We start from the raw sequence: 16,706 nt of genomic DNA on the forward strand, positions 1-16,706 counted from the left end.
CGGCATGGCGCGTGCGGCGGAGGACCGCATCTGGACGGTCCCGAACATCCTCAGCATGGTGCGGCTCGCACTGGTGCCGGTGTTCCTCGTGCTCATCATCGAGGGCGAGGACGCGCTCGCCCTGCTGACGCTCGTCCTCTCCAGCCTCACCGACTACCTCGACGGCTGGATCGCGCGCCGCTTCGACCAGATCACGCGCCTCGGCGCCGTCCTCGATCCGGCCGCCGACCGCCTCTACATCTTCGCGACGGTGATCGGGCTCGCCGTCCGCGAGCTGGTGCCCTGGTGGCTGGTGGCCGTGCTGGTCGCGCGCGATCTGATGCTCGTCGTGCTCGCGGTCGTCCTCGCGAACCACGGCTACGGACCGCTGCCGGTGCACCACCTGGGCAAGTTCGCCACGTTCTGCCTCTTCTACGCGCTGCCGCTGATCATGCTCGGGCAGGCCTTCCCGGCGCTGGCCCCGGCGTCCCTCCCCGTCGCGTGGGCCTTCGCGCTCTGGGGCGCGTTCCTCTACTGGTGGGCGGGGATCGTCTACGCGGTGCAGACCCGAGGCCTCGTCCTGGGGGTCGACGGACCGTCAGGGGCGACCGGCGGGCCCTCCGATTCCGATACGCTGAGGGGATAGCGAGGAGGTACGTCTTGGTCGAGTCCGTGCGCGGAGCGTCATCCGCAGATCCGTCCGTTCCCGTCGAGCCGTCGACGGAGACGACCCTCACGTTCACCGACGACATCGGCGCCCAGCTGGCGGCGCTCGACAACCGGGCATCCCGCGAGGAGGCCGAGGCCGTCGGCGCTCTGCCCTCCGGCTCCGCCCTGCTCGTCGTCCGTCGGGGTCCCAACACCGGGGCCCGCTTCCTGCTCGACATCGACTCGACGACCGTCGGCCGGCACCCGGACGCGGGCATCTTCCTCGACGACGTCACCGTCTCGCGCCGGCACGCCGAGTTCGTGCGCCGCGGCACCTCGTTCGAGGTCCGCGACCTGGGCTCGCTGAACGGCACCTACTTCGACGGTGTCCGGATCGAGTCCGCGATCCTCACCGACGGCTCCGAGGTGCAGGTCGGCAAGTTCCGCCTCACCTTCTACGCGTCCCGCGCCGACCTCGTCGCCGCTCCGGACGCGTAGCCGTGGGTCGTTCGGCCGCTCGCGCACTCCCGTCCGGCCCGGCCGCTCTCCTGAGCATCGGCCAGGTCCTCTCCCACCTCACCACCGAGTTCCCCGACGTCACGCCGTCGAAGCTGCGGTTCCTCGAGGAGCAGGGGCTCGTCTCGCCCGCTCGCACCGACTCGGGCTACCGCAAGTTCTCCACCGGTGACGTCGAGCGCCTGCGGATGATCCTCGCGCTCCAGCGCGACCACTACCTGCCGCTCAAGGTGATCCGCGGCTACCTCGACGACGTCGACGCCGGACGCGAGCCGTCCCTCCCCGCCGGTGCCGGCGGCGCCGCACCCTCCCTGCTGGCCCCCGCCACCCGGCTCACCCGCGACGGTCTCGCGAGCGAATCCGGGGCGAGCCCGGCGCTGGTGCGCGAGGCGATCGCCGCCGGGCTGGTCCGCGGCGGGGACGTCTTCGGCGAGGAGGCGGTCACGACGCTCAAGGCGCTCGTCGACCTCGGCCGCTCGGGCATCGAGCCGCGCCACCTCCGCCCGCTCCGCATCGCCGTGGAGCGCGAGATGTCGCTGATCGAGAGCGTCGTCGCCTCGAGCACCCGCCGCGGCGACGCGTCCGGCACGGCCGGCGCCGCCGAGAACGCGATCGGCCTCGCCGCGCACCTCGGCACCATCCGCGAGGCCATGGTGCGCAGCGCGCTCTCGCGGCTCGCTCGCTCGTGATCTCCGGGCCGGGCCGACGACACGCCCTCCCGGAAGAGCGGATGTCGTTTACTCGGCATCCCCGGGTCGGTAGCTTAGGGAGCGCGTTCGGAGCGACCGACGTTCGTATCCGGAAGGCACAGGGATGAGAGAAGTCAGCCGCGACGTCAGCGGCCAGCGCGACCTCGTCCTCTTCACCGACGGACTGCCCGACCTCGACGCCGACGCGGGCTACCGCGGCGCCGTCGCAGCGCGGGCCGCGGGCATCACCTACCGCCAGCTCGACTACTGGGCCCGCACCGAGCTCGTCGAGCCAACCGTGCGCGGCGCCTCCGGCTCCGGCACCCAGCGCCTCTACGGCTTCCGCGACATCCTCGTGCTGAAGCTCGTCAAGCGCCTCCTCGACACCGGCATCTCCCTCCAGCAGATCCGCACCGCGGTCAACCAGCTCCGCGAGTCCGGCGTCGACGACCTCGCGCAGACCACGCTGATGAGCGACGGCGCGAGCGTCTACCTCTGCACCTCGAACGACGAGGTCATCGACCTCCTCAGCCGCGGCCAGGGCGTCTTCGGCATCGCCGTCGGCAAGGTCCTCCGCGAGGTCGAGACCAGCCTCGTCGAGCTCGACCACCAGTCCGTCGACCCCTCCGACGAGCTCGCCCGCCGCCGCGCCTCCCGCAAGGTCGGCTGACCCGCCCCTCCTGCCGGTCGATCGCCGCACGCCTGCGACACCTGCTTGCCGAGGAGCCCCGCAGGGCGCGGTCATCATGCTGGGCCGTCCGGGCACGGCGTTCGATCGAGGCTCGCTCCCGCATGTTGGTCGAGTAGCCCCGAAGGGGCGTATCGAGACCCACCGTCCCCAGCACGCCGGCCCTGCAGACCCGCCGTCCGATGCCGGCGTTCCGGCGTGACCCGCTCCCGCACACAGCGACGGCGCCGCAGCCGAGGCTGCGACGCCGTGCGCGGACCTCGCCGGGCTAGCTCGTCGCCGCCGGCACCGCCTGCTCGCCGATGCGCCCCGTGCGGATGACGCGGTCGAGCAGCAGGTCGAAGTTGTGCGCCATCTCCTGCGCGCTCTCGCCCGGCCAGACGTGCACCGGCTTCGCAGCGCCCTGCGCCTGCTGGAGCGAGGTGCGCTCGGGCAGCTGCGGGCTGAGGACCAGAGGGCCGAACATGTCGCGCAGCTCCTTGATCCGGAACTGGTGCTCGAGCGACTGCACGCGCGCGCGGTTGACGATGATACCGAGCGGCTGCAGGCGCGGGCTGAGACCGCGGCGGATCTCCTCGATCGCGCGCAGCGCGCGGTCGGCGGCGGCCACCGAGAACAGGCCCGGCTCGGTGACCACGGCGACCCGGTCGCTCGCGGCCCAGGCCGTGCGGGTGAGGGCGTTGAGCGAGGGCGCGCAGTCGATCAGGACGAGGTCGTAGTCGGCCTCGACGCTCGCGAGCGCCTCCTCGAGCTTCCAGATGTCGCGGATGCTGGGGTGCGGTCCGTCGAAGTTGATCGCGGACGGGCTGCCGATCAGGACGTCGATCGTGCCCTGGCGCTCCTTCGTCCAGCCGGAGGGCGCGATCGCCGAGCGGACGATCTTCTCCTTGGGCGACGTGAGGACGTCGGCGATGTTGAGGTGACCGGCGACGTTGATGTCCATGCCGGTGGAGACGTCGGACTGCGGGTCGAGGTCGACGACCAGCGTTCGCAGGCCCTTCGAGAACGCCGCGGATGCAAGGCCGAGCGTCACGGTGGTCTTGCCGACGCCGCCCTTGAGGGAGCTCACGCTGAGTACATGCATGGCTGAGTACTTTACTTTCCTCCGGGTGGGAGAACCTAACCGTTCCCTGCACACGGTTCCACTCGGCACCTAGCAGGCGCGAGGACGGGAGCCGAGCCCCCGTGCGCCGCCGGGCCCGTCGGTACACTGGCGGCAAGCGGAAGGAGGCTCGTTCGCATGGATGAGCGCAACGACGACCAGCCCGATCTCGACACCGGCCCGACTCCGCGGACGGCGCTCGACGCGGCGCGGGACTCCGAGCAGTACGCCCCGCGCGCGAGCGACACCGCTCCGACCCGCATCCCCGACGGCATCCGGCTGGACTCGCCCGCTCCGGCGCGCCGTCGGTCGAGCGCTCCGGCACCCGTGGAGGACCCGACGATCGACGTCGGACGCCTCGGCATCCCGGACGCACCGGGCGCCGTCCGGCCCGTCTCGGCCGGCATCGCCTCGCGCGACGAGGTGTCGGTGCTCCCCGAGGACTCGGGCGAGCGGCCGCGCGGTCGCGGCGAGCAGCGTCCTGCCGAGCCCGCCCCGGAGATCGAGCGCGAGTCCGACCCGGCTGCCGCGGATCCGGCTCCCGGCGTCACCCGGCGCGACCGCCTCCGCGCCGAGTCCGGCACCGGCGGGTCGTCCTCCGCGCCCGAGTCCGCGTCGATGCTGACGCCCGACCGGCTCCTCGAGGTCAACCGCAAGACCCGGCCCGCGCCGACCGGCGGCTGGAACCGCTTCGTCTACGGCCTCACCTTCCACACCGTCAACCTCGGCGACTCCGCGAAGGTCCAGGCCTGGAAGGCGATGGACGAGCGGATAGGCCGCCAGTTCGAGGGCGGCACCCGCTTCGTCCCGGTGATGACCCGCAAGGGCGGCGTCGGCAAGACGACCGTCACGACCCTGCTCGGGATGGCCCTCGCCGACTCGCGCGAGGACCGCATCATCGCGGTCGACGCCAACCCCGACCGCGGAACCCTGGCCGAGCGCGTCCCCAAGCAGACCCGCTCGACCGTCCGCGACGTCGTCAACCGCGCCGCCGGCGTGACCGGCTTCACCGAGTTCTCGACGATGGTCTCGCGCGACGAGACCCGGCTCGACGTGCTCGCCTCGGACACGGACCCGCAGCTCTCCGAGGCCTTCGACGAGGACGACTACAACGTCGTCGCCGACCTCGTCGAGCGCTTCTACTCGATCATGCTCACCGACTGCGGCACCGGCATCGTGCACTCCGTGATGCGCGCGACGCTGCAGCGCGCTGACAGCGTCGTGATCGTCTCCGGCGGCAGTGTCGACGAGGCGCGCCTGGCCTCCGAGACCCTGACCTGGCTCGACGCCAACGGCTACGGCGATCTCGTCCGGAACGCCGTCGTCGCGCTGAACACCGCGACGCAGGGCACCAGCCTGGTGAAGCTCGAGGAGATCGAGTCGCACTTCCGCTCGCGCGTGCGCGACATCGTCCGCATCCCGTACGACCCGGTGCTCGCCGCCGGCTCGGTCGTCAAGTGGGAGCAGCTGCGCCCGGCGACCCAGGAGGCGGCGCGCCTGCTCGCCGCGCTCGTCGTCGAGGGCATCCCGGTCCGTCGTGCCTGACGCGGTTCTGCAGGACGCCGTGGCGGCCGACTCCGCGGAGACCCTGGCATTCGATCTGATCGTGCTCGGCGCCGGGTCCGGCAACTCGATCGTCGGCCCCGAGTGGGCCGGCTCCCGCGTCGCGATCCTCGACGACGGCGAGTGGTTCGGCGGCACCTGCCTCAACGCCGGCTGCATCCCGACCAAGATGTTCGTGCACGTCGCCGACATCGTGACCGACGTCGACCAGGGCGACCGGGTCGGCGTGCACGGCCGAGTGGCCCGGCCCGACTGGGCCGAGGTGCGCGACCGCGTGTTCGGCCGCACCGACGCCATCAGCGCCGGCGGCCTCGACTACCGGGCGAACCGCTCCGAGAACGTCACCGTGCTGCGCGAGAGCTTCGGCTTCGAGTCGCTCGGCGACGGCGACCGGCCGCACGTGCTGGTCAGCGCGAGCGGGGTCCGGATCAGCGCACCGCAGGTGGTCGTCGCCGCGGGCTCGCGTCCGCGTCCGCTCCTCGCGGCCTACGAGCCCGACCCGCGGATCCACGACTCCGACTCGATCATGCGGATCGACGAGCTCCCCGCCCGGATGCTCGTCCTCGGCGGCGGTGCGGTGGCGGTCGAGTTCGCCCACATCTTCTCGGCCTTCGGCACCGCGGTGACGGTCGCCGTCCGCGGTGACCGTCTGCTCCGCTCGCTCGACGAGGGCATCGCCCGCGGCTTCACAGCGCTCGCGCGCGAGCGCTGGGACGTCCGCACCGGCGTCTCCGCCGAGAGCGTCGAGGCGACTCCGGGCGGGCTCGTCACGACCTTCGACGACGGTACCCGCGTCGAGACCGACACGATCCTCGTCGCCACCGGGCGCGACCCGAACAGCGACACCATCGCCGCGGCCTCCGTCGGCATCGACCTGCACCCGGACGGCCGTGTCGTCGTCGACGACGAGCAGCGGGTCCTCTCCGGCGGACGCGTCGTGCCCGGGCTCTTCGCCCTCGGCGACGTCTCCTCGGAGTGGCAGCTCAAGCACGTCGCCAACCACGAGGCGCGGCTCGTCGCGCACAACCTCCTGCACCCGGGCGAGATGCTCTCGAACACCCTCGCCCCCGTGCCCGGAGCGATCTTCGCGCACCCGCAGATCGCGCACTTCGGCCTCACGGAGAAGGAGGCGGGGGAGCGCGGCATCGACGTCGTCGCCGTCACTCAGGAGTTCGGCTCCACCGCCTACGGCTGGGCGATGGAGGACGACTCGAGCATCTGCACCCTCGTCGTCGGACCCGACGGCGAGCTGCTCGGCGCGCACCTGATGGGCCCGCAGGCGAGTATCCTCATTCAGCCGCTCGTCCAGGCCGCCAGCGCGGGGGTCGGGATCCGCGGCCTCGCCCGCAGCCAGTACTGGCCGCACCCCGCGGCGAGCGAAGTCGTCGAGAACGCCCTCCTCTCCGCCGAGGAGGCACTGAGGGAGCGCACCGCATGACCGAACGCCAGATCCGGATCTTCGGCGATCCCGTCCTGAAGACGGTGTCCGCCCCGATCGAGACCATCGACGACGGGATCCGCGGACTGGTCGAGGACCTCGTCGACAGCGTGCGCACCCCCGGGCGCGCCGGCGTCGCGGCTCCGCAGATCGGCGTCAACCTCCGCGCCTTCAGCTACAACGTCGACGGCGTCGTCGGCTACATCCTCAACCCCGAGATCGTCGAGCTCAGCGGCGAGCCCGAGCCCGTCGACGAGGGCTGCCTCTCCGTCCCCAACCTCTGGTACCCCGCGATCCGCTACCCGCACGCCAAGGTCCGCGGCACCGACCTCGACGGCAACGAGGTCGTCCTCGAGGGCGACGGCCTGATGGCCCAGGCCCTCCAGCACGAGTGCGACCACCTCGACGGCCGCCTCTACCTCGACCGCCTCTCCAAGGACGACCGCCGAGCCGCCATGAAGGAAGTCCGCGAGAGCTCCTGGTTCTGAGCTGATTCCGAGCCGGTCCCTGCCCGGCTCGGCGCGGTCGGCCTCCTGGGGTGGTCGCGTTCCGCAGAGCGTCGTGCGTCCGCCGACGGCGAAGCGCTGGGACGCGCTTCGCCGGATACGGCTCGGCCTTCGGCCATCGCGCTTCGGCCGGCTTGCGCAGCATGCTTATCGAGTAGACCGCGGAGCGGGCGTATCGAGATCCACCCGCGTCGGAAGTGGAGTCTGCAGAGCCGCCCTGCTGGCGAGGGCGGGTCTCGATACGCCCCTGCGGGGCTACTCGACCAGCATGAGTGTGCCCATGCTGATCGAGTAGGCCGCGGAGCGGGCGTATCGAGATCCACCGTGGTGCAGACGTGGACCAGTCAGCGGAGGCTGATGCCCTCGGTGGCGGGGGCGGCGCTGTAGACGCTGCTAATGGTCGCGGCGAAGTCGTCGAGGATGACGTTCCGCTTGATGCTCATCTTCGGGGTGAGGTGGCCGCTCGCCTCGGTGAACTCGGTCGGCAGGATCACGAACTTGCGGATCGACTCGGCGCGCGAGACGCGGGCGTTCGCGGCGTCGACGGCGCGCTGCACCTCCGCGAGGACGGCCGGGTTCACGGCCGCCTGATCGAGCGAGAGCTTCGCGTCCTGGCCGTTGTTCGCGAGCCAGGTCGGCAGCATCTCGGGGTCCAGGGTCACCAGCGCCGCGATGAACGGGCGCTGGTCGCCGACGACGACGACCTGGCCGACGAGCGGGTTGGCGCGGATCGGGTCCTCGAGCGCGGCCGGCGCGACGTTCTTGCCGCCCGCGGTGACGATGATCTCCTTCTTGCGCCCGGTGACGCGGAGGTAGCCCTCCTCGTCGAGCGAGCCGAGGTCGCCGGTCTTGAACCACTCGCCGTCGAAGGCCTCGGCCGTCGCCTTCTCGTCGTTCCAGTAGCCGCCGAAGACGTCGATCCCGCGCACCTGGATCTCGCCGTCCGCTGCGATCCGGATGGAGCAGCCGGGCATCGCCGGGCCGACCGAGCCGATCTTGAACCGCTCGGTCCGGTTGACCGTCGCGGGCGCCGTCGTCTCGGTGAGCCCGTAGCCCTCGAGGATCTTGATGCCGAGGCTGTGGAAGAAGTGGCCCAGCCGGTCGCCGAGCGGTGCCGATCCGGACACCGCGAAGCGGACGTTGCCGCCCATCGCCGTGCGCAGCTTCGAGTAGACGAGCCGGTCGAAGAGCAGGAACTGCAGCTTCAGCGCGAGCGGCACCGAGCCGGCCTCGACGGCGATCGAGTGGGCGACGGCGACATCGGCCGCGCGCCGGAAGATCCTGCCCTTGCCGCCGGCCTCGGCCTTCTGCTCCGCCGAGTTGTAGACCTTCTCGAACACGCGCGGCACGGCCAGCAGGAACGTCGGCTTGAACGAGCCGAGCGAGGGGAGCAGCTGCTTCGTGTCGGCCTGGTGCCCGACCTTGACCCCGCCGTGGACGCAGAGGATCGCGATGAAGCGGGCGAACACGTGCGCGGTCGTGATGAAGAGGAGCGTCGAGGCGCCCGGCTGGTGGATCAGCTCCGTGAGCGCGACCGCGGAGTTGCGGCTCAGCTCGACGAAGTTGGAGTGCCGGATGATGCAGCCCTTGGGGCGGCCGGTCGAGCCGGAGGTGTAGATGATCGTCGCGATGTCCGCACCGGTGGCGATCGAGCGGCGGCGCTCGATCTCGGCGTCCGGCACGTCCACCCCGCGCGCGGCCAGCTTGTCGAGGTCGCCCAGGCCGATCTGCCAGGCGAGCCGGACGTCCGGGAGATCCGGGCGGACCTCGTCGAAGCGGGCGAAGTGGTCCGCCGTCTCGACGATGACGGCCCGCGCTCCGGAGTCGAACAGGTTCCACTGCACCTGCGCGGGGGAGGAGGTCTCGTACACCGGCACGAGGACGCCGCCCGCGAACCAGACGGCGAAGTCGATCAGCGTCCACTCGTAGCGGGTCTTGCAGATCAGGCCGACCTTGTCGCCGGGCTCGATTCCCGCCGCGATCAGTCCCTTCGCGAGCGCGGTCACCTGGTCGAGGAACTCGCGGGCGGTGACGTCGCGCCAGCCGCCGGCCTCGGGGAGGGCGAAGAGCGCCCGGTCGGGCGTCTCCCGCACACGGTCGAGCAGCAGCGCCGTCGTGTTGGCCTGCGGATCCGGCGCGACCACGAGGGGGGAATCGAACTGCTCCACGGCAACTCCTTCGGTACCTGAATGATTGTCGGGTCCAGCCTACCGGCGCATCCCGACTGTGTATCCACTCAGGATAACGATCCGCACGTCGGTTCTCGGCGGGTCACTACACTCGATGTGGCCGCCGCTCCAGGGCGGACCCGCGGCGCAGCGGCGTCGGAGGCTAGCGGAAGGCGGTTCGCGTGCACGCGATCGGTATCGACATCGGCGGCACGAAGATCGCGGGAGCGCTGGTCGACGAGTTCGGCGGCATCGTCCGCGAGGACCGCCAGCCGACGCCCGCCGGTCATCCCGAGCTCATCGTCGACGTCGTCGTCGAGATGGTGGCGCGCCTGCGCGAGGGCCTGCCCGCCGGCGACGTCTCCGCTGTCGGCGTCGCCGCGGCCGGCTTCATCGACGCCTCGCAGTCGATCGTCTACTACGCCCCCAACATCAACTGGCGCAACGAGCCCTTCCGCGAGAAGCTCTCGGCGCGGATCGACCTGCCGATCATCATCGAGAACGACGCCAACGCGGCCGGCTGGGCCGAGTTCCGCTACGGCGCCGGCCGACTGGTGAGCGACATGCTGATGCTCACGATCGGCACCGGCGTCGGCGGCGCGATCGTCATCAACGACCGGCTCCTGCGCGGCGGCTTCGGCGCGGCGGCGGAGATCGGCCACATGCGGGTCGTCCCCGGCGGCCTGCCCTGCGGCTGCGGTGCTCGCGGCTGCATCGAGCAGTACGGCTCCGGCCGCGCACTGCAGCGCTTCGCCGCCGAGCTCGCCGACGCCGGCGGGATCGGCCAGGGCATCGCCGACGCGCGTGCGAGGAACGGCGGCGAGCTCGACGGCGGCGTCATCGCCGAGCTGATCAGCGCCGGCGACCTGGGCGCCCTCGCGGCCCTCCGCCAGCTCGGCCACTGGCTCGGCGAGGCGGCGGCGAGCCTGAGCGCGGTCCTCGACCCGCAGATGTTCGTGATCGGCGGGGGAGTGGCGCAGGCCGGCGACCTGCTGCTCGACCCGATCCGCCAGGCCTACCTCGACAACCTGCCCGCCCGGGGGTACCACCCCGAACCCGAGTTCCGCATCGCGGAGCTCGTCAACGACGCGGGGGTCGTCGGCGCCGCCGACCTCGCCCGCCTGCACGCGAGCTCGCTGTGACCCCGGTCGCGGACCGCTGAGGAGCGCCCCTTGTTCTACTGGTTCATGAAGCACATCGTCGCGGGGCCCCTGCTCAAGACGATCTTCCGGCCCTGGGTGGTCGGCGCCGACCGCGTCCCGGCCACCGGCGGCGTCATCCTGGCGAGCAACCACCTCTCCTTCATCGACTCGGTGTTCCTCCCGCTGGTGATCGAGCGCAACATGGTCTTCCTCGCCAAGAGCGACTACTTCACCGGCAAGGGCCTGAAGGGCTGGGCGACGAAGCTCTTCTTCACCGCCACCGGCATGCTGCCGATCGACCGCTCCGGTGGCAAGGCGTCCGAGGCCTCGCTGAACACGGGGCTCCGCGTCCTGGCCGGCGGTGAGGCGCTCGGCATCTATCCCGAGGGCACCCGCAGCCCCGACGGACGGATGTACCGCGGCCGCACCGGCGTCGCGCGGATGGTCCTCGAGGCGCGGGTGCCCGTCGTCCCGGTGGCGATGATCGACACCGCCCGCATCATGCCGATCGGCAAGCGGCTGCCCAAGCTCGGGCGCATCGGCATCGTCTTCGGCGAGCCGCTGGACTTCAGCCGCTTCGAGGGCATGGAGGGCGACCGCTTCATCCTCCGCTCGATCACCGACGAGATCATGTACGAGCTGCTGGCTCTGAGCGGCCAGGAGTACCTCGATGTCTACGCGACCTCGGTCAAGGAGAAGCGCGCGGCCCTGCTGCGCTGAACCCGCCGCGCCGAGCCGGCCGCACAGCGCCGGGTCCGGTGGGCCGACTGCGCGCACCTCCGGAGAACGCTCCGCCGAGCCGATAAGCTCGTCAACCGTCGCCGTCCGACCGGGCGGCGATCACTGCGCGCGCCGCGCGCCCGTCAGAACCAGGAACCCTCGTGGTCATCGATCCGAACGAACCGTACGTCCTCGCCGCCCCCTCCGTGGTCGCCGGCCTGGACTACTGGCGTGAGCTCGAGGTCAAGCAGCAGCCGAACTGGCCGGACGCCGCCGCCGTCGCCGCCGCGTCCGCCGAGGTCGCCGCGCTGCCCCCGCTCGTCTTCGCCGGCGAGGTCGACCAGCTGCGCGAGCGCCTCGGCGCCGCGGCCCGCGGCGAGGCCTTCCTGCTGCAGGGCGGCGACTGCGCCGAGACCTTCGCCGGCGCGACCGCGGACCAGATCCGCAACCGCGTGAAGACCGTGCTGCAGATGGCCGTCGTCCTGACCTACGGCGCGAGCATGCCCGTCATCAAGATGGGCCGCATGGCGGGCCAGTTCGCCAAGCCCCGCTCGAGCGACCTCGAGACCCGCGGCGACGTGACGCTGCCCGCCTACCGCGGCGACATCGTCAACGGCTACGACTTCACTCCGGAGTCGCGGACCGCCGACCCGCGCCGCATCGTGCAGGGCTACCACACGGCCGCCTCGACGCTGAACCTCATCCGCGCCTTCACCCAGGGCGGCTTCGCCGACCTGCGCCTCGTGCACTACTGGAACAAGGGCTTCACCGAGAACCCGCAGAACCAGCGCTACGAGCAGCTCGCCCGCGAGATCGACCGCGCGGTGAAGTTCATGGTGGCCTGCGGTGCCGACTTCGAGGGCATGAAGCGCACGGAGTTCTACACCGGCCACGAGGGCCTGCTGATGGACTACGAGCGCCCGATGACGCGGATCGACTCGCGCACCGGCACGCCGTACAACACCTCCAGCCACTTCATCTGGATCGGCGAGCGCACCCGCGAGCTCGACGGCGCGCACGTCGACTTCCTCTCGCGCGTCCGCAACCCGATCGGCGTCAAGCTCGGCCCGTCGACGACGCCCGAGACGATGCTCGAGCTGATCGACAAGCTCGACCCGGACCGCGAGCCCGGCCGCCTCACCTTCATCACGCGGATGGGCGCCGGCAGGATCCGCGACGCCCTGCCGCCGCTGCTCGAGGCGGTCAAGGCGAGCGACGCGCTGCCGCTCTGGGTCACCGACCCGATGCACGGCAACGGACTGACGACGCCCACCGGCTACAAGACCCGTCGCTTCGACGACGTGGTCGACGAGGTCAAGGGCTTCTTCGAGGCGCACCGCGCCGCGGGCACGCACCCGGGCGGCATCCACGTCGAGCTCACCGGCGACGACGTCACCGAGTGCCTCGGCGGCTCGGAGCACATCGACGAGGCGACCCTCGCGACGCGCTACGAGTCGGTCTGCGACCCCCGCCTCAACCACATGCAGTCCCTCGAGCTGGCCTTCCTCGTCGCCGAGGAGCTGCGCGAGCGCTGAGCCGCCCGCTGCCCGCCAGCGGGCCCTCCCTGCCGATCGAGGAGCCCGCTGGGCGGGCCCGTCCTGCTGATCGAGGAGGCCGCTGAGCGGGCGCTCCCATGCTGATCGAGTAGCCCGCGGAGCGGGCGTATCGAGATCCACCGTTGTCTGGAGGCTGGGTCTCGATACGCCCCTGCGGGGCTACTCGACCAGCATGTTTCTGCTGCCGGTCGTGTGCCGGAGGCGGTTCATGCTGATCGAGGAGCCCGCGGAGCGGGCCCCTCCATGCTGATCGAGTAGCCCGCGGAGCGGGCGTATCGAGATCCACCGTTGTCAGGTGGGTGGGTCTCGATACGCCCCTGCGGGGCTACTCGACCAGCATGCCGACGCAGCATGCCGACGCAGCATGCCGACGCGGCGTGCCGACGCGGCATGCCGACGCGGCGTGCCGCGCTCGGCAGCAGTGCTCCGCGGTCAGATCGTGATCGTGATCGAGAGCTGGACCGTGGTGCCGCGCTGCACGAGGGCGCCCTCCTTGTCGGACTGGTTGGTCACCTTCGTCACCTCGTCCGGCACCTGGTCGATCAGCGGGGTCGTCAGGCCGTAGCTCCACTTCAGGTCGACGGAGCTGAGCGCGGCCTTCGCCTGGTCGCGGGTCATCCCGACGACGTTGGGGACGGCGACAGGCTGCGGGCCCTTGGAGACGACGACGGAGACGGTGTCGCCGGTGGTTGCGGGCGCCTCCGGGTTGATCTGGGTGAGGACGACGCCGGCGGCGACCGTGTCGCTCCAGTCTTCGCGCTCGCGGTCGAGGGCGAGCCCGGCGTCCTTCGCCGCGGCGGTCGCCTCGTCGACTGTGAGACCGACGACGTTGGGGATCGCCCCGAGGCTGACCGTCATCGCGATCGTGCTCGTCTCGGACATCGTCGCGGGCAGCTCGCCGCCGTCGGGCAGCGACGCCGAGACGACGACGCCCGCGGGGACGTCGGCGTCGAAGATCCGCGTCACCTCGCCCACGGTGAACGGCGCGGCCTGGATCGCGGCCGTCGCCTCCTCCTCGGAGACACCGGCCAGTGCAGGCACCTCGATCTGCCGCGGGCCGCTGGAGACGACCAGCGTCACGACCTCGCCCTTGTGCAGCCCCTGGCCGCCTGGCGGATCGGTGCTGAGCACGGTCCCGGCCGGCACGGTCAGGTCGTTCGCCTGCTGCGGCGACACCTCGAAGCCCTGGCTCACCAGCGCGGCCGTCGCGTCGTCCTGCGAGCGGCTCACCACGTCCGGCACGTTCACGATCGCGCCCGGGCCCTCGCCGTACCACCACGCGGTCCCGCCGCCGATGAGGGCGAGCAGCAGCACGATCACCGTCAGCAGCACGCCGCGGCGGCGCCGCGTGCGGCGCTTCGTCGCGAGCCGCGCGACCGCGTCGTCGTCGTCGCGCTGCTCGAGCTCCGCCGGCGAGCCCTCGATCACCGAGGTGTGCCCGGTCACCGCCTCGTCGAACAGCAGCGCGGTGGCGGGCTCCGCCACCGGAAGGGGGGTGACGGCCTGGGTGTCCGCGCCGCGGCGGTCGGTCGGCGTGATGCCCATCAGGCGCTCGGCCTCGAGCAGCTGCGCCAGCATCACGCCGGCGTCGCGCGGACGCATGTCCGGGTCGCGCTCCGTCGCCCAGAGCACGAGCTCGTCGAGCGAGGTCGGCACCGAGGGCACCTTCGCGCTGGGGTAGGGGACCGAGTCGTTCGCGTGCTGGTAGGCGATCTGCATCGGCTGCTCGCCCGTGAAGGGCTGCTCGCCGGTGAGCATCTCGTAGATCATGATGCCGATGGCGTAGATGTCGCTGCGGGTGTCGGCGGTGCCGCGGGTGACCAGCTCGGGGGAGAGGTACGCGATCGTGCCGAGCAGCGCCTGACCCGACGCGGTGTTCGCGCTCGCCGCGCGGGCGAGGCCGAAATCGCCGATCTTGATCCGGCCGTCATCGGCGAGCAGCACGTTCTCGGGCTTGAGGTCGCGGTGCAGGATCCCGGCCCGGTGCGCGGCCGCGAGGCCGGACAGCACCGAGTGCATGATGTCGACGACCTGCTGGGCCGTCAGCCTCCCGCGCTCCTTGAGCAGGTCGCGCAGCGTGATGCCGGGGAGGTACTCCATCACCAGGTAGGCCATGTCGGAGTCCTGGCCCTGGTCGAAGACGCTGACCACGTTCGGGTGGGCCAGGCGCGCGGCGGAGCGCGCCTCCTGGACGAAGCGGTTCTTGAACGTCGCGTCGTCGGAGAGGTGCCCGTGCATCACCTTGATGGCGACCCGGCGCTCGAGGCGCTGGTCGTGCGCCAGGTAGACGGTGGCCATGCCGCCCCGCGCGATGCGGGAGCGCACCTCGTACCGGCCGTCGACGAGACGGCCGAGGAGAGGGTCGAGCTGGCTGGTGGTCACGCGACGAGTCTAGGCAAGACGCTCCTGACAACCGGCGTGCAACGCGGAGGCGGCTCGTGGCACTCTTGACGGGTGACCGACTCGTCCGCTGCCTCCGCCTCCCCGTCCGCTCCCGAGATCGAATGGCTGACCGTGCCCGATCTGGTCGAGCTCACCGGTCTCGGCGTCAGCCGGGTGCGCCGCCTCCTGGAGGAGCGCCACCTGCTCGGCACTCGCCGTGACGGCAAGCTCGTCGTCCCCTCCGTCTTCCTCCGCGACGGCGAGCCGCTCAGCGAGATCCGCGGCACGGCGATCCTGCTGTCGGACCAGGGCTTCTCGGACGACGAGGCGATCGACTGGCTGCTCGCGGACGAGGACAGCCTCGGCACCAGCCCCGTGCAGGCGCTGCTCGCCGGCCGCAAGGCCGAGGTCCGCCGCGTGGCCCAGGCGCTCGCCTGAGCCGAGCCGGCACCGGAGCGCGCCGGTCCGGCTGATCCGCTCTACGCCGTCCGGGCGGTGACCCGGTCGGCGAGCTCGCGGAGCTCCGCGAGGCCCTCCTCGCGCAGGGGCGCGTCCGGCAGCACGGCCAGCGCGGCACCGACGTCGCGGGCGATCCGCTCCTCGAGCCGGTCGAGCGCCCCGGAGCCCGCCACGATCTCCTGAGCACGGGCGATGTCGTCGGCACTCGCGTCGGCTCGGCCGACCACGGCGTCGAGCTCGTCGCGCTCGCCCGCCGAGGCGGCTGCGCGGGCGAGGCCGAGCAGCACGGTCCGCTTGCCCTCGCGGAGGTCGTCGCCGGCGGGCTTCCCGGTCACGGCCGGATCGCCGAAGACACCCAGCACGTCGTCACGCAGCTGGAAGGCGATGCCGAGCGGCAGGCCGAAGCGGCGCAGGGCGTCGATCTGGGCGTCGTCGCCGCCGCCGAGCGAGCCGCCGATGGTCAGCGGTGCCTCGATGCTGTACTTCGCGCTCTTGAAGACGACCACGCGCTCCGAGCGCTCGAGGTGCTCGTGCTCGGGGTGCCGCACCCAGGCGCTCTCCTCGAGGATGTCGAGGTACTGGCCCAGGGTCACCTCCGTGCGCATCAGGTTGAACTCCGCCCGGGCCCGCGCCGCGGCGGTGCGGTCCTCGAGCGCCCACTCGGCGTCCGCGAAGATCTCGTCGGACCAGACCAGCAGCAGATCGCCGAGGAGGATCGCGGAGGAGCGGCCGAACTCGTCCGCGTCGCCCGACCAGCCGCCGCCCGCGTGCAGCGACGCGAAGCGGCGGTGCGCCGAGGGGGCGCCCCGGCGGGTGTCGGAGTTGTCGATCACGTCGTCGTGGACCAGGGCCGCGGCGTGGAACAGCTCCAGGCTCGCGCCGACCCGCGCGACCGGATCCGAGGCACTCCGGTGCGCGTCGCTCGGGACGGCGGAGACCGCCGTCCAGCCCGCCTCGCAGAAGCGCGCCCGGAAGCGCTTGCCCCCGCTGAGAAAGTCCCGCGAAAGGTCGCCGAGGGCGGAGACGTCCTCTCCGATGGAGCGCAGAATTGGCGTGCGCCCGGTGAGGAATTCATCGATTCGGAACTGGACGCGATCGACCAGACGAGTGCTGTGGTTCACCCGACCAGCCTATGCACCGATGGCGCCTG

15 protein-coding genes are annotated in these 16,706 nt (G+C 71.8%); 11 read left to right on the forward strand and 4 right to left on the reverse strand.

What is annotated here, in order from left to right:
* Positions 1–4: 4 nt before the first annotated feature.
* The 4 genes from MT353_RS20880 to MT353_RS20895 all read left to right on the forward strand — a co-directional run bounded on the left by MT353_RS20880 (position 5) and on the right by MT353_RS20895 (position 2,502).
* A complete protein-coding gene (locus tag MT353_RS20880) occupies positions 5–625 on the forward strand; it encodes a CDP-alcohol phosphatidyltransferase family protein (protein WP_243625821.1) in 621 nt (206 codons plus the stop codon).
* Positions 626–639: 14 nt separating this feature from the next.
* Positions 640–1,125: an FHA domain-containing protein gene (locus MT353_RS20885; RefSeq protein ID WP_279392406.1), complete on the forward strand. Its 486-nt coding sequence runs from the start codon at positions 640–642 to the stop codon at positions 1,123–1,125.
* A 2-nt stretch (positions 1,126–1,127) separates the two neighbouring features.
* Positions 1,128–1,832, forward strand: coding sequence for a MerR family transcriptional regulator (locus MT353_RS20890; protein ID WP_243599882.1), 705 nt, complete (start codon positions 1,128–1,130; stop codon positions 1,830–1,832).
* A 124-nt stretch (positions 1,833–1,956) separates the two neighbouring features.
* Entirely contained in the window at positions 1,957–2,502 is a 546-nt protein-coding gene (locus MT353_RS20895; protein WP_123446121.1) for a MerR family transcriptional regulator, read from the forward strand.
* Positions 2,503–2,788: 286 nt separating this feature from the next.
* On the opposite strand, the gene MT353_RS20900 is transcribed toward MT353_RS20895, so the two are convergent.
* Positions 2,789–3,604, reverse strand: coding sequence for a ParA family protein (locus MT353_RS20900; RefSeq protein WP_123446122.1), 816 nt, complete (start codon positions 3,602–3,604; stop codon positions 2,789–2,791).
* 156 nt (positions 3,605–3,760) lie between these two features.
* On the opposite strand from MT353_RS20900, the gene MT353_RS20905 reads away from it, so the two are divergent.
* The 3 genes from MT353_RS20905 to def are packed head-to-tail and all read left to right on the forward strand — an operon-like array spanning position 3,761 to position 7,111.
* Positions 3,761–5,167, forward strand: a complete 1,407-nt coding sequence (locus MT353_RS20905; protein WP_243625822.1) for a MinD/ParA family protein — start codon at positions 3,761–3,763, stop codon at positions 5,165–5,167.
* Positions 5,160–6,623 (forward strand): mycothione reductase, encoded by a 1,464-nt coding sequence (locus tag MT353_RS20910; RefSeq protein WP_243625823.1) that lies wholly within the window; start codon positions 5,160–5,162, stop codon positions 6,621–6,623. Before MT353_RS20905 ends, MT353_RS20910 begins: the two co-directional genes overlap by 8 nt.
* Positions 6,620–7,111 carry a peptide deformylase gene (gene def, locus MT353_RS20915; protein ID WP_243625824.1) on the forward strand — a complete coding sequence of 164 codons (492 nt, stop codon included), beginning with the start codon at positions 6,620–6,622 and terminating at the stop codon, positions 7,109–7,111. The genes MT353_RS20910 and def overlap by 4 nt, the downstream gene beginning before the upstream one ends.
* Positions 7,112–7,473: 362 nt before the next feature.
* On the opposite strand, the gene MT353_RS20920 is transcribed toward def, so the two are convergent.
* Positions 7,474–9,297 carry a long-chain fatty acid--CoA ligase gene (locus MT353_RS20920; protein ID WP_243625825.1) on the reverse strand — a complete coding sequence of 608 codons (1,824 nt, stop codon included), beginning with the start codon at positions 9,295–9,297 and terminating at the stop codon, positions 7,474–7,476.
* A gap of 182 nt (positions 9,298–9,479) precedes the next feature.
* Between MT353_RS20920 and MT353_RS20925 the strand changes: the two genes are divergently transcribed.
* The 3 genes from MT353_RS20925 (at position 9,480) to MT353_RS20935 (ending at position 12,694) form a co-directional block, all read left to right on the forward strand.
* Positions 9,480–10,439: an ROK family glucokinase gene (locus MT353_RS20925; RefSeq protein WP_123446125.1), complete on the forward strand. Its 960-nt coding sequence runs from the start codon at positions 9,480–9,482 to the stop codon at positions 10,437–10,439.
* A 30-nt stretch (positions 10,440–10,469) separates the two neighbouring features.
* The gene (locus tag MT353_RS20930) at positions 10,470–11,159 is read left to right on the forward strand and encodes a 1-acyl-sn-glycerol-3-phosphate acyltransferase (protein ID WP_123735898.1); all 690 of its coding nucleotides are present in this window, start codon (positions 10,470–10,472) and stop codon (positions 11,157–11,159) included.
* A gap of 206 nt (positions 11,160–11,365) precedes the next feature.
* Complete coding sequence (locus MT353_RS20935) at positions 11,366–12,694, forward strand: class II 3-deoxy-7-phosphoheptulonate synthase (protein ID WP_123446548.1); 1,329 nt, start codon at positions 11,366–11,368, stop codon at positions 12,692–12,694.
* 453 nt (positions 12,695–13,147) lie between these two features.
* On the opposite strand, the gene pknB is transcribed toward MT353_RS20935, so the two are convergent.
* A complete protein-coding gene (pknB, locus tag MT353_RS20940) occupies positions 13,148–15,097 on the reverse strand; it encodes a Stk1 family PASTA domain-containing Ser/Thr kinase (RefSeq protein ID WP_243599886.1) in 1,950 nt (649 codons plus the stop codon).
* Between the two features lie 72 nt (positions 15,098–15,169).
* Between pknB and MT353_RS20945 the strand changes: the two genes are divergently transcribed.
* A complete protein-coding gene (locus MT353_RS20945) occupies positions 15,170–15,535 on the forward strand; it encodes an Rv2175c family DNA-binding protein (RefSeq protein WP_243599887.1) in 366 nt (121 codons plus the stop codon).
* A gap of 41 nt (positions 15,536–15,576) precedes the next feature.
* Here MT353_RS20945 and MT353_RS20950 read toward each other — a convergent pair whose 3' ends face one another.
* Positions 15,577–16,677 (reverse strand): polyprenyl synthetase family protein, encoded by a 1,101-nt coding sequence (locus tag MT353_RS20950; protein WP_243625826.1) that lies wholly within the window; start codon positions 16,675–16,677, stop codon positions 15,577–15,579.
* Positions 16,678–16,706: the final 29 nt, after the last annotated feature.

Origin of the sequence: Rathayibacter sp. VKM Ac-2927 (genome assembly GCF_022815525.1) — a bacterium.
In the GTDB taxonomy this organism is placed as follows: domain Bacteria; phylum Actinomycetota; class Actinomycetes; order Actinomycetales; family Microbacteriaceae; genus Rathayibacter; species Rathayibacter festucae.

Bases quoted from the DNA above. Each gene is read 5' to 3' on its own strand.
- MT353_RS20880 (WP_243625821.1), top strand. From the start codon at position 5: ATGGCGCGTGCGGCGGAGGACCGCATCTGGACGGTCCCGAACATCCTC.
- MT353_RS20895 (WP_123446121.1), top strand. From the start codon at position 1,957: ATGAGAGAAGTCAGCCGCGACGTCAGCGGCCAGCGCGACCTCGTCCTC.
- MT353_RS20900 (WP_123446122.1), bottom strand. From the start codon at position 3,604: ATGCATGTACTCAGCGTGAGCTCCCTCAAGGGCGGCGTCGGCAAGACC.
- MT353_RS20905 (WP_243625822.1), top strand. From the start codon at position 3,761: ATGGATGAGCGCAACGACGACCAGCCCGATCTCGACACCGGCCCGACT.
- def (WP_243625824.1), top strand. From the start codon at position 6,620: ATGACCGAACGCCAGATCCGGATCTTCGGCGATCCCGTCCTGAAGACG.